Raw genomic sequence first — 11,807 nt, 5'->3', positions numbered from 1 at the left:
GGGCGGCGGGGTTCACGCGTGACGTCGACTCACAGGTCGGGCGTCTGCACCTCGGGGCTGTCGATGCCGTCGAACGTCGGAAGCAGGTAGCGCTCCGCGTCCTCCCGGCTCATCGGGTGCAGCGACGGGATCAGAGCGGCGATGTCCTCCGCGGTCGCAGCGTTCGATCCGCCGACACGTTCGGCGTCGTACCCGCCGAACGCCATGATCCACATCGTGGTGCCGGTGCCCGCGTCGTAGCTGTAGACGGCAGTACCGTCTGACCGCGACCACTGGTCGCCTGTGCGCACGCACCACGACGGCAGCTGGTCGGGACCCCGATCCCACTCCCGTCCGGGTCCGCCGATGAAGTTGCACGGCGCGAGGGGGTCGGGTTCGACCGCGTTCCACTGGATGATGATGCGTGCGACGGAGCCGGTGTCACTGCGCACCCAGGTGGCGGCATCCGTCCCGGTCGCTCTGACTTCGACGTTCGACCAATCGTCGAGGTCGGTCACGAGCGGGAACTTCCCCGACCTCATCCAGCTCGCCTTCACCTCGGCCGAACGGTCGGCCTCGGCATTCGCGCGATCGACGGCCGCGGTCTCGGTCGGTGTCGGGACGAGGGCCAGCACGGCCACCAGCGCCGCGGCGGACACCGCGCCTGCGACCCGCAGCGGCAGCGGCCCGAGGAAGATTCCCAACGTGAGAGCCGCGAGAGCACACACCGCGACATGCAGCAGGGCATCGGTCTGAAGAGCCAGGGGACCGAGGATGCCGTGCACGAGCCCGAACGCCCCCGCGCACGTGAGCACCCCGGCAGCGACCACTCCACCGAGGATCGCCGGCCGTCCCGTGAACGCCGTGCTCAGGAGCGCGATACCGCCTGCGAGCACGGCGAACGCGATGAGGATCGCCGCTATCAGGACGAACGGCAGACCGCCGAAGAGTGCGATGACCGTTGCGTAGGACACCGCGTAGTCGATCAGAAGCATGAGCGGGATCGTCAGTCCGATCACCGCCAGCGAACGTCCGGCCGTGGTCCGCGGAGCCGACCGGGCTTCGACGACCGCGCTGTCGCTGGGACTCACCATGCGTCGAGGCTACGACATCCGACATGGGCCCGCGGGTGATGGCTGATAATCTGCGGCGCATGCGGTTTTCCGACGACGGGCGCACCCACGACGAGGAGGTGGGGGTGGACACCGCGTCGATCAAGGAGCGGGTCTATGCCACGTTCACGGGGCTCGCCATCGTGCTCGTCCAGAACTCGAACGTCGCCCACACCGACGCTGGTCGCGCGACCATCACGCTCCTCGTCGGAATCGTCGCGATCGCCATCGCTGGATTCGTCGCGGAGCTGCTGGCGCACCTGGCCGTGCATGCGACCTTCCCTGACCGCCGCGAGTTCGGCCGACTCCTTCGTCTGACCGGGACGGCGATGGCTTCAGCGGCGGTGCCTCTCCTCGTCCTTCTCCTCGCTGTACTGGGGTGGATCGATCTGGGAACCGCTCTCACGATCGCATCGATCACCTACGTCGCGATCCTCGGACTGATCGGCTACGTGGCCGTACGCCGGACCGACGCTCCATGGTGGAAACAGGCCATCGCGCTCGGAATCCTCGTTGCGCTCGGCAGCGTTGTCGTTCTGATCCAACAGCTTGCGCACGGACACTGAGAGGCGGCTGCCTGGTGGTGGCCGTCCGGCCTCGATCACGCGTCGACATCGGGCTCGGAGACGCGCAGAGGCGCGTATTCTCGGAGCATGGGAACTCTCGAGTACAACAGTTCACGCCCTCCGATCGTGATCGACGATGCGACGTTGGCGCACCTGAAGATCGTGATCGGCACGAAGCTCCGTCGACACGAGAGCTTCATGATGACGTGGCTGCCGGAGGAGAAGAACCCTGCCGGTCGGCTCACCATCTGGATGCACCCCGCGATTCCGCTGGCGCTCGCTTTCGACGGCTCCAAGATGCCCGAGATCGACACCAAGCGCATCGAGCGGATGATGGAGAACCTCAACGCCCGCGGAGAACTCGTCCTCGATCAGCTCGGCTAAAAGTGATCGGCGAACAGTCGGAGATCGTTCCCGTCCCCGCCGTCCGCCATTCACTTCTCCGAGCCCGGCACCCATTTCTCCGAGCCCGAAGCCCGCGTCACCGTCCCTGGAGCGGGAGCATGCAACGGCGCTCCACTCCGGTCAGTCGCGTCGAGCATCCTCGGCGTGAACACCCTCGGAGCCACCGCCCGTGGGCGGCACCGTGGGAGGGGTGCCCTTGCCCTTCTCCGCACCGAGGTTGTCGTTCTCGTCCTCGTCCTCGTCTGTCTCGGGGCCGTCGTCGGTCGAGGGCATGTCGGGATCGATGCCTTGGGCTTCGACTGCGGGTGTGTCGTCCGTGTGGTCCTGCGGGTCTGACATCATGTTCTCCGTTCACCGAGGTGGATTGATCGCCCAGTCTTGCCCCTGTGAGGCGTGCACGTCTGCCCGTTGACAGGCGTGCGCGAGCGAGCGGAGAATCCCGCCTGCGTGAGCGTGATCGCCCGGTCAGGCGGTCGCGAGGGGCGGATGATGCGGGATCGGGATCGGGATCGGTCGGCCGGCGCGGCGCGGCGCATGGAAACGCTGGACGTCTTCCCACACGTCGGCGGCAGTCATGTACGAACTCGCGAGCGGGAGGTCTCGCAGCCAGACGACCTCCACCTCCGCGGCATCGACCTCATAGATGCACGCGACCGTGCGTCGCGAGTCATTCTGGGCATAGCGGTGATCGAGGATCAGCCACTCGGTATCGGTGATCTTCCTCAGCTCGAATCGGGGATCGGGCATTGTGAACAACTCAACACTCCCATCGGTGGACCGGTATCGGCTGCCGAGGAGCGCACCACCCCGCGCGGCGCGGTGCATGCGTCCGCGCGGTCAACGGGCGCTCTTCAGCCCGCCAGAATTCACTGGAATTGTAATCCGAACCGATATATTGCTCAACCCGCGGTGCTCACGGTGCTCGCGGTTCACCGAGTGCACGGCGTGCGCGCGAGTGCACGGTCTGTCGACGCGAACACCCCGTGCACTCGGCGAGATCCCGTGCACTCGACGAGCAGGTAACACCGTGGGCGCCGATCAGCGGCGGACGCGGGCCCGCGTCTTCGCCACGCTCGCGAGCGTGGCACGCACCGGGGTGCCGAGATAGAGGCCGAGCGAGGCGCCGGAGGCCAGGCCGATGCCGATGACCGCCGCATCGATGAGCGATCCCCCCGCGAGCAGCATGCCCGTGGAGGTGCCGGCCGCGTGGACCATCTCGAGCAGCCCCTGGAACACCGCGACTCCCGGGACGAGCGGCACGATCGCGGCGGTGGTCACCGCGACCGAGGGCACGTGCAGGTTGCGTGCGATCAGCATCCCGAGGAAGCTCGCCAGCAGGGCACCGACCGCGCTCGCCGCCGCGGGGTGCAGGTTCAGCGCCACCGATGTCGAGTAGCCGGCGAGGGTGACAGCGCTGAGCAGCGCGCTGACGAGGATGATCCGTATGCCGGCACCGTTGAACACGGCTACGGCGACCGCGATGATGATCGCTCCGGCGAACTGGTTCACGAGCGGTCCGAACGGCGCGGGGTCGTCGGGGAGGTCCATGGTGAAGCCCAGGACGCCGCCGAGTTCCAGGCCGACGAGGATGCCGATCACCACGCCGAGTGTCTGCATGGTGAGATCGAGGATGCGTCCGCCGGCCGTGAGGGCGAAGCCGTCGATCGCGTCCTGCGCGGCGCCGACCACGGTCAGGCCGGCGAGCATCAGCACGATGCCGGAGGCGACGATGATCGACGGGCGGATGCCGACGAACGGTTCGATCCCGGCGGTACCGAGCGCGGAGACCACGACAGCCACGACCGTGGTCACGAATCCTCCGGCGATCTGGCTGAAGAACAGCGGCACCCGGAGTCGCGCGAGCCCCGCCTGTGTCAGTGCCGCGCACAGCGCCGCGACGAACGTGAGACCGACGATGATCGGGGCGGCGCCGAGCATGATGCTGACGCCGACGGCGAGCAGGGCGCGCGCGACGATCACGACCGGCTGCTGGTACCGGAACGGTACCCGTCGGATGGCGCGGAACGTGGTGCGCGCGGATTCGAGGTCGAGGCCGCCGTCGATGTCGGCGACCAGGGCCTGCACGCGCTGCAGCTTCGCGTGATCGGGAGCGGTGACACGCACGACGCGCACGAGGGTCTCGGGCCAGACCTCGCCGCTCAGATGGAACGACACCGTGATCGAGTTGTAGGTGACGTCGACCTGCACGCCCCGCATCCCGTAGGCATCGCACACACGGGTGATCGCGAGCGTGACCTCGTGTGCTGAGGCGCCGACGGCGAACATCGATTCACCGATGCGGGTCGCGAGATCGAGCACCCGGGGGACCGTGCGCTCGTCGATGACGGGCATCGCCTCGGTGTGCGCGACGGCCGAGGGATCGGTGTGCAGCAGACGGCGCACGGAGGAGAGCAGTGGCCGGCGGGATCTCGCGGACATATGCTCCATTCTCCCGCCCGGGCGGGTGATCGGGGGAAGGCTGTCCGGTCGTGGGTGCACTCGCTCGCGGTTAGCGCGTCGGACGTGGTCCGCACAACCCCCTTGGGGCCTGCTCCGCGTGATGGCACCGTCGGAGACATGAAACTCGTATCGTACGCAGGCCAACAGGTGGTCACGACGGACGACGTCGCCGAGGCGCTCGTCGCTCTCGCCGCCGCCCTCGCGAGTGAAGGGGAGTCGGCGGCTCTGCGGCTTCCCATCGTGGTGGACGGGAAGAAGGATTCCGCTGACCTGATCGTCGGCGTCGGCAACGATCTGCTCGTCGGTCCGCAGACCTCCGACGGCGATGACCCCGACTTCTCCGAAGACGCCGCCCAGATCCGCATGCACCCCCTGTTCCCGCAGCGGACCCCCGGCGACGACGAGGACGACGGCGGATTCGGGATTCCCGCGGTCGACATCGACATCGAGCACGGTACCCGCGCTTAGCGCACCCGCTGGGCCGCTGTAAAGGGGAGCGCGGTGAGCGCGCCGCACGCATATTCTGCTGGGGTGCCGCACTCTGCCCCACCTGATCATGACGTCCTCTGGGCGTGCGTCGAGGAGGGCTTCCACGTCGGGAGCCGCCGCGGCGACTTCCTCGGATATGTCGACAGGCAGGCGGGCGGCGCGTATCGCGCGTTCGACGCCCGGTCCCGTATGCTCGGCGACTTCGCGACGCTGGCAGCAGCCACGAACGCGGTGGAGCAGCTGACGGGGGAGCCCTCGCCGACGGTCCGCGACGGTGAGCAGGGGGTGGCGCTGTGAACGGCGGCACGGCACCCGGGTTGATCTCCTTGGTGTACACGAGCACCGCGTCTCAGCCGCTTCGCGCGACGGCTCTCGAGCATCTGCTGACCGTGTGTCGACGTCTCAATCTTCGACGGGGCATCACCGGGATGCTCCTTCATCGGGAGGGGCGGTTCATTCAGGTGCTGGAAGGGAATCCGGACACCGTGGCGCGCGTGCTCGAGAGCATCCGAGGGGATTCCCGACACCATGATCTGCGGGTGCTCCTGGAGGAACCGATCCGCGAGCGTCGGTTCGCGGACTGGACCATGGGGTATCGGCCACTGCAGCGCCGCGCGAGTGCTCCCACCGGGTACCGGGACTCCTTCGCAGATCTGGATGCGGGATCGGATGTCGGCACAGCGGTGAGAGCGTTGACCGAGCTCACGCTCTGGTTCCGTGTGCGCGCGGATGATCGGTCCTCATCGCCGGTGGAGTCGGACCCGGATGAGGTCCTGGATGAGGACGGGGTGCCGCGGCACGACGACGCGATCGTCTGAGCGGTCTCGCGTCCGGGCCGGCCGGGCCGGGAACGGTACGGAACGGTCCCCTCGGCCCTGCTCCAGAGCCCCGCACTGCACGCAGATCTCGGTGTCGCAGATCTCGGTGTCGCAGATCTCGGTGTCGCAGCTCTCGGTGTGGGACGCAGGGTTCAGTCCTGCGCGAAGACCTCGGGGTGCGCGGCGATGAGCTCGGCCTGCTCGGTCCACGAGAGGCCCACGATGCTCAGCACCACGCGGACGACGGTCGAATCCGCGTCGGTCGTGGTGAGCCGCAGTTCGCGCAGCGTTGCTCTGGCGGTCTCCTCGATGAGGAAGGCGAGCAGATCGGCCGGCATGTCTCCCCGGAACGCCCCCGAGTCCACTCCGACGCTGGTCAGATCGCGGATGCGGCGACGCAGCGGCGCCAGGGCGAGCACGGTATCGGCCAGATGCGCATCGTCGAGGGCGATGTTGGCCGAGGCGCGCACGGCGGAGGCCTCCCGCCACAGCCGCGTCGCCATCCGTGCCAGGGTCACCCGGGGGTCGGACTCGTCGGTCGTCTCGGCGATCGCGTTGAACCGCTGCGCACCGACCGCGATCACCTCGCGGAGCAGGCTGTCGCGGTCGGCGAAGTGTCCGTAGACGGCGCGGCGGGTGAGGCCTGCCGCCTGCGCGATGACATCGAGCGACGCCGTGGGGTTGGTCGCGAGCACCGACTGCGCCGCGCGCAGCAGGGCCTCCCGGTTGGCCAGGGCGTCGCGTCGACGCGGCGGGTTCGGTGCGGTCACTTCGGGTCCTTCGGGGGCGCGGGGATCAGGACATCAGCTTGGTCGACGCGAGCGCCTCGACCAGTTTGCGGTTGTAGGTCATCAACGGCCGCCGCAGCACGAGTCCGAGGAGCAGCGCCGGAACGATGAACAGCGCGAGTGCGCCGAGCGCCCACCAGAAGTCGGCCTGGTAGACGCCGGCGATCGCCGATCTCACCATGTTCACGGCATAGGTCGCGGGGAGGAAGGGACTGACGCTCTGGAACCAGTCCGGAAGCAGCTGCAGGGGGTACGCACCGCCCGACCCGGAGATCTGGATCACGAGCAGCAGCACGGCGAGCGCCTTGCCCGCGTTGCCGAACGCGACCACCGCCGTGTACACGATGAGCGTGAACACGGTCGAGATCGCCCACCCGGCCAGGATCAGCAGAAGCGGATGCGCGGGTTCGATCTGGACGAAGAGGATCAGGCCGAGCGTCAGCAACGTGCTCTGCGCGAGACCGACCAGACCGAAGATGCCGTAGCGGCCGAGGTACTTCTGCGTCGGCGTGAGTTCGGGGCGGTCGGGGAGCGTCTCGGCGTTCACATCGACGCGGATCGTCACCGTCATCAGAAGGGCACCGACCCACAGGGCGAGGATCATGTACAGCGGGGCCATGGCCGCACCGAACCCGGCCACGGGGAAGACCGCGGTGCGATCGAGGCGCACGGGCTCGGCGAGCGACGTGGCCAGCACACCCGGATCGGCGCCGATCAGCGCGCTGAGATCGCCGGTGTCCGCGGCCTTCGCGATCGACTGCTGCACGGTGTCGAACCTGTCGGCCAGGGCGTTCAACGATGCGGACAGCTGCGTCGTGGCCTCCTGCGCTCGCGACAGCGTCGACAGCACGGAGTCGGATGCTCCGGACAGCCCGGAGGTGATGCCGGACAGGTCGGAGCGGATCGCCGACACGTCGGACCCGATCTGCGTGAGCGTGGACGACAGGGCGTTCAGCTGCGCCTTCAGCCCGTCGTCGTAGGTGCTCCGGGCGTCGGCGATCGCCTTCTTGGCCTCGGCGATCGCCGCCGTGATCTCCTGGTGCGAGCTCTGTGCCGAGTCGTTGCCGGCCGCGATCTCGGTCGCCGCAGTCTGCAGGCGCTGCTGCAGCGCCTGCTGCCGCGCGATCGCCTCGTCGAGTCGGCTGATCACGGCGTCGAAGTCGGGCTGGGCGGATTCGGGAAGGTTCGGTCCGACCTGCGTCACCAGCGTGTTCTTCACCGCGGCATACTGATCGATCTGCTGCTGCACGCGCTCCGCGAGCGTGGTGATCGCCTGCACCTGGCTGCCGCTGAGCGAGGCGGCACCTGCGTAGAGCTCGTCGATGCGCTGGCCCACCGCGTCGTAGCTGTTCGATGTGGCCTCGAGGGCGTCCGCCAGCGACTGCGCCGCCGTCTGCAGGGTCGATTTCAGCGTGCTCGCCGCATCCACTCCGCTGCCGAGAGCGCCCGAGGTGTCCGAGAACGCGTCGCCGGCCTCGTCGACCAGGGCCGACGCGCTGTCCAGCAGCGGTCGGCTCGTCTCGAGCAGGGCCGTGAACGTGTCGGCCGTGCGCGCGCCCGAGCGCAGCTGAGCGCCCACGCTTCCCAGTCGAGTCTCGATGCGCGTGAGCGTCGCCTGCGTGTCTTCATCGGTGAGGTAGTCCGACATCGACGAGACGAGGCCGAGCGCCACGTCGCCGAGTGTCTCGGCGAACGTGTCGCTGATCGCGGACGACACCCCCTCCGCGCCCTGGCCGGTGATCTTCGGCGCCAGGGCGTTCTTCTTCTCGTTCGTGTAGAGCGCGATGTGCGTGCGGTCGCCGCCGTCGGCGTAGAACGTCAGCATGTCGGCGCTGAACGTCTCGGGCAGCACGATGGCGGCGTAGTACTCGCCCGACTTGGTCCCATCGATCGCGTCGTGCTCATCGGTGATCACCCAGTCGAGCTGGTCGTTCCCGCGGAGCTGGGAGAGGACCTGCTCGCCGACGTTCACCCGGATCGGGACGAGGTCGCTCTCGTACCCGGCGTCGGTGCTGGCGACGGCGATCTTCAGGTCCTTGGTGTTCGCGAACGGGTCCCAGCTGGCGATGACGTTGAACCAGGTGAACAGGGAGGGGATGACGACCAGGCCGAACAGAACGATGCACGCCATCACGTTCTGGGTCGCGTGACGTATGTCGCGGGCCGTCAGGTGCAGGATGTCCTTCACGCGCGGTCCTCCCCTTCTGTGGGCTCGTCGTCGGCGGGCTCGTCGTCTGCGGTGGGTGCTTCTTCCTCCGGGGGGAGCGGGTCGTCTGCCGCCCCGGTGGCGGTCGCTTCCTCCGTCGGCTCGGAAGCCGCGGGGTCGGCCTCCGGTTCCGCTTCCGTGTCGCCGGTGGTCTCCGACTGTGCTTCCGGATCGAACCACTCCGTGAGCAGTGCGTCGGCCTCGGCGCCGGCGAGCGGCGCCTCGGAGGTGTCCCGGTCATCCGCCTCAGCGGGTGCGACCGGTGCGACCGGGGCGACCGGTACGTACGGGACGGTGGCGGACGACTCATCAGCCGCGGGTCGCAGAACCGCTGCAGGGCCGGCGGGGCCGGCGAGAGCGAGCTGGCGCAGTTCGGCGTCGTCGAGAGCAGCGACCTCTGCGCCGTGCTCGAAGCTGTGCTTGATGTACTCGATGGCCACGAGGAACCCGATCACGAGCAGTATCCAGAGGGTCCACAGTCCCAGCAGCAGCGCTTTCGATCCGGGGAGCGCCCAGGTGAGGACGCCGAGAACGACGAGCCCCGCGACACCCGTGAGCACTGTCGCCTTCAGCAGCGTCGGGTAGCGGCGTGTGAACGGCTCGGCCCGCCGAGCGAGGTCGTCGCGGTACTCGGCGCGGTTCGACAGCGCCCGGATGACGTCGGTGAGCCGGTATCCGCTGCCGACGACCTGCACCTTCTCGCCGATGAGGAGGTCGGTCGAGAGCACCTGCCGGTTGAAGAGCAGGGTGAAGTTCGCGAGGCGGCGACGCAGGACGAGTCCGAGGAGGAAGGCGAGGGCGACGAACACGGCGAGGGCGCCGAGGAAGCGCCAATAGTGGCCGTCGTAGAAGCCCCCGATCGTCTCCCGCATGGCGTCGATGCCGTAGGAGAAGGGGAGGAGGGGATAGATCGCACGGAAGAATCCGGGCATCAGCTCGATTGGGTACAGGCCGGACGCACCGGGGATCTGCATGATCACCAGCAGGATGCACAGACCGCGGCCGACGTGCCCGAACGCGACGCAGAGGGCGTAGATGATGCTCACGTACGCGAGGGCGATGAGCACACCGGTGCCGACGAACGCGGCGGCGCTCACGGTCTGCACGCCGATGATGAGGTTTCCGATGCACACGATCAGCGCCTGGCCCACGGCGAGCGTCGCGAAGAGGAAGAAGCGGCCGAAGTAGGCCTCGCGCACCGTGACGCCCTCGACGCCCTCCGTGTCGACCTCGACGCGGAAGATCACCATCAGCACGAAGGAGCCGATCCACAGCGAGAGGTTCGTGAAGAGCGCGGCCATCGCCGACCCGTAGGTGTCGACCGGGAACACCAGGTGCTCGTCGACCTCGACCGGAGAGGAGATGAACTGGGCGATCTGCTCGGGTTCCAGATCGGTCAGGGTACCGAGCAGGCCCCATTCGGATGCAGCGTTGAGCGCGACGACGTCGGTGCGCGACGTCTGCAGACCCTGCTCGATGCCCGCGAGGTCGTTGTCGAAGCTCTCCAGTGCCGACGAGGTGGCGACGAGTTGCGAGTCCAACCCTGCCAGCAGTTGATCGGCCTGTGCGAGGACGCCCTTCTGCGCGTCCAGCGCCCCTGAGAGCGATCCGACGCTCGCCGACAGCTGCGACATGGCGCTGTTCAGTGAGGGGACGGTGCGGGTGAGGATGTCGCGCATCGCCGATGAGGCGTCGCGGGTGTCCTGCATCGCCTGGTCGACCGCGTCGGCTGTCGCCTGAACGGAGCGCACCGTGTCGGAGGCGGCGGTCTTGAGGTCCTTGAGGTCGGCGAGCAGCTGCTGGTCGGTGGCGTTGCGCTGCTGCAGCGAGGCGATGACCTCGGTCAGGCGCTGCTTCGTGTCCTCGCTGAGATCGGTGTCGTCCAGGAGCGCCTGCAGTCGGGTGACCGCAGCCTCGTTCGCCTTCAGCACGTTCGAGACGTCGTCGATCCCGGCGTCGATGCGCACCCCCGCCTGCTCGAGGCTCTGGGTGAGACGGGTGATCGAGACGTTCGCCTTCGATGAGACGTCGGCGAGCAGCGTCGTGCCCCGCAGGAACGCGGTGGTGGCACTGTCGCTGAACGCGATCACCTCCTTCTGCGTCTCCGCGATGATCGACTGCGTCTGGGCGAGCGACTTCTGCACATCGCCGAGCGTCTTGTCGACGTCGCCGAGCGTGTTCCGTGCGGACGAGAGCGTGCCGCGCGAGGAGGCGAGCCCGTCCTGGGTCTCGGCGAGGTTCTCGCGGGCCGAGGCGAGTGTCTGCGTCGCCTGGTCGAACGCATCGAGGGTGTTGTCCCTGGCGTTCAGCAGCCGCAGCTCGGTGGAGTCGCCGACGTCCTTCAGCGCGTTCGTCGCCGCGAGTGCCACCTGCTCCTTGAACGCGCTCGTGACCTGCTTGTCGAGTTCGGAGGCGCCGACGTCGGTGATCTTCGGCGCGATCGCCCCGGCCTTCTCGTTGACGTAGTACTGCAGCGACGGTTGCGTGAAGTCGCCGCTGGTGATGCTGAGCAGGTCTTCGCTGAATGCGGCGGGGATGACGATGGCCGCGTAGACGTCGCCCTTCTTCACGGCCTCCTGGGCCTCGTCTTCGCCCATGAAGGTCCAGCCGAGCTGGTCGTTGTCCTCGAGCTGCTCCGTCACCTGCGCGCCGATGTCGATGTGGCCGGTGAGGTCGGAGGTGGCGCCCTCGTCGAGGTCGACGACCGCCACGCGGATGTTCGCGGTGTGGGCGTAGGGGTCCCAGAACGCGTTGATGTTGAACCACGCGTACAGGGCAGGGGTGATGAGCACCCCGATGATGATGATCCACGCTTTGGGGACGCGGGAGAGTCTCTTGACGTCGCGCTTGTAGACCCGCCAGCTCTGTTTCACAGGACGAGTTTACACATTACGTGCACATCAACGTGCAAGTTAGCTGGAAGCGGATGCATGCGTCAGTCCAGGGTCGTGACCGTCAGGGGATTCCGGACGGCGGGTCGTAGA

Annotated in this window: 12 protein-coding genes; 5 read left to right on the top strand and 7 right to left on the bottom strand. The window is 68.0% G+C overall.

What is annotated here, in order from left to right:
- Positions 1-29 precede the first annotated feature (29 nt).
- Complete coding sequence (locus MST3598_RS15180; RefSeq protein WP_029259895.1) at positions 30-1,073, bottom strand: hypothetical protein; 1,044 nt, start codon at positions 1,071-1,073, stop codon at positions 30-32.
- A 59-nt stretch (positions 1,074-1,132) separates the two neighbouring features.
- Between MST3598_RS15180 and MST3598_RS15175 the strand changes: the two genes are divergently transcribed.
- Both MST3598_RS15175 and MST3598_RS15170 read left to right on the top strand, forming a co-directional pair.
- Positions 1,133-1,657 (top strand): hypothetical protein, encoded by a 525-nt coding sequence (locus MST3598_RS15175; RefSeq protein ID WP_136024508.1) that lies wholly within the window; start codon positions 1,133-1,135, stop codon positions 1,655-1,657.
- A gap of 87 nt (positions 1,658-1,744) precedes the next feature.
- Positions 1,745-2,041, top strand: coding sequence for a DUF7882 family protein (locus MST3598_RS15170; RefSeq protein ID WP_021201290.1), 297 nt, complete (start codon positions 1,745-1,747; stop codon positions 2,039-2,041).
- Positions 2,042-2,182: 141 nt separating this feature from the next.
- On the opposite strand, the gene MST3598_RS15165 is transcribed toward MST3598_RS15170, so the two are convergent.
- The 3 genes from MST3598_RS15165 to MST3598_RS15155 form a co-directional block, all read right to left on the bottom strand.
- Positions 2,183-2,401 (bottom strand): hypothetical protein, encoded by a 219-nt coding sequence (locus MST3598_RS15165; protein ID WP_029259897.1) that lies wholly within the window; start codon positions 2,399-2,401, stop codon positions 2,183-2,185.
- 126 nt (positions 2,402-2,527) lie between these two features.
- Entirely contained in the window at positions 2,528-2,809 is a 282-nt protein-coding gene (locus MST3598_RS15160; RefSeq protein WP_029259898.1) for a hypothetical protein, read from the bottom strand.
- 291 nt (positions 2,810-3,100) lie between these two features.
- On the bottom strand, positions 3,101-4,501 hold the full coding sequence (locus MST3598_RS15155; RefSeq protein ID WP_029259899.1) for a threonine/serine ThrE exporter family protein: 1,401 nt from the start codon (positions 4,499-4,501) through the stop codon (positions 3,101-3,103).
- A 138-nt stretch (positions 4,502-4,639) separates the two neighbouring features.
- Here MST3598_RS15155 and MST3598_RS15150 point away from each other — a divergent pair, with 138 nt between their 5' ends.
- From MST3598_RS15150 to MST3598_RS15140, 3 genes are all read left to right on the top strand, one after another.
- Positions 4,640-4,990, top strand: coding sequence for a hypothetical protein (locus tag MST3598_RS15150; protein WP_021201286.1), 351 nt, complete (start codon positions 4,640-4,642; stop codon positions 4,988-4,990).
- A 63-nt stretch (positions 4,991-5,053) separates the two neighbouring features.
- Positions 5,054-5,308 (top strand): hypothetical protein, encoded by a 255-nt coding sequence (locus tag MST3598_RS15145; protein WP_029259901.1) that lies wholly within the window; start codon positions 5,054-5,056, stop codon positions 5,306-5,308.
- Positions 5,305-5,829, top strand: coding sequence for a BLUF domain-containing protein (locus tag MST3598_RS15140; RefSeq protein WP_292775245.1), 525 nt, complete (start codon positions 5,305-5,307; stop codon positions 5,827-5,829). The genes MST3598_RS15145 and MST3598_RS15140 overlap by 4 nt, the downstream gene beginning before the upstream one ends.
- Positions 5,830-5,981: 152 nt before the next feature.
- Here the strand turns inward: MST3598_RS15140 and MST3598_RS15135 are convergent, their stop codons facing one another.
- Genes MST3598_RS15135 through MST3598_RS15125 form a run of 3 tightly spaced genes read right to left on the bottom strand, consistent with a single transcriptional unit; the run spans position 5,982 to position 11,696 of the window.
- The gene (locus MST3598_RS15135; RefSeq protein WP_021201283.1) at positions 5,982-6,599 is read right to left on the bottom strand and encodes a TetR/AcrR family transcriptional regulator; all 618 of its coding nucleotides are present in this window, start codon (positions 6,597-6,599) and stop codon (positions 5,982-5,984) included.
- Positions 6,600-6,624: 25 nt separating this feature from the next.
- A complete protein-coding gene (locus MST3598_RS15130) occupies positions 6,625-8,805 on the bottom strand; it encodes a YhgE/Pip domain-containing protein (protein WP_029259903.1) in 2,181 nt (726 codons plus the stop codon).
- The gene (locus tag MST3598_RS15125) at positions 8,802-11,696 is read right to left on the bottom strand and encodes a YhgE/Pip domain-containing protein (protein WP_029259904.1); all 2,895 of its coding nucleotides are present in this window, start codon (positions 11,694-11,696) and stop codon (positions 8,802-8,804) included. The genes MST3598_RS15130 and MST3598_RS15125 overlap by 4 nt, the downstream gene beginning before the upstream one ends.
- Positions 11,697-11,807: the final 111 nt, after the last annotated feature.

The organism is Microbacterium sp. TPU 3598 (assembly GCF_002356155.1).
GTDB classification, from domain to species: Bacteria; Actinomycetota; Actinomycetes; order Actinomycetales; family Microbacteriaceae; genus Microbacterium; species Microbacterium maritypicum_A.
This window is presented reverse-complemented; position numbering and strand designations above follow the sequence as displayed.

Excerpts from the sequence above, each read along its gene's own strand:
- MST3598_RS15180 (WP_029259895.1), bottom strand. The coding sequence starts at position 1,073 with ATGGTGAGTCCCAGCGACAGCGCGGTCGTCGAAGCCCGGTCGGCTCCG.
- MST3598_RS15175 (WP_136024508.1), top strand. The coding sequence starts at position 1,133 with ATGCGGTTTTCCGACGACGGGCGCACCCACGACGAGGAGGTGGGGGTG.
- MST3598_RS15170 (WP_021201290.1), top strand. The coding sequence starts at position 1,745 with ATGGGAACTCTCGAGTACAACAGTTCACGCCCTCCGATCGTGATCGAC.
- MST3598_RS15165 (WP_029259897.1), bottom strand. The coding sequence starts at position 2,401 with ATGTCAGACCCGCAGGACCACACGGACGACACACCCGCAGTCGAAGCC.
- MST3598_RS15160 (WP_029259898.1), bottom strand. The coding sequence starts at position 2,809 with ATGCCCGATCCCCGATTCGAGCTGAGGAAGATCACCGATACCGAGTGG.
- MST3598_RS15155 (WP_029259899.1), bottom strand. The coding sequence starts at position 4,501 with ATGTCCGCGAGATCCCGCCGGCCACTGCTCTCCTCCGTGCGCCGTCTG.
- MST3598_RS15150 (WP_021201286.1), top strand. The coding sequence starts at position 4,640 with ATGAAACTCGTATCGTACGCAGGCCAACAGGTGGTCACGACGGACGAC.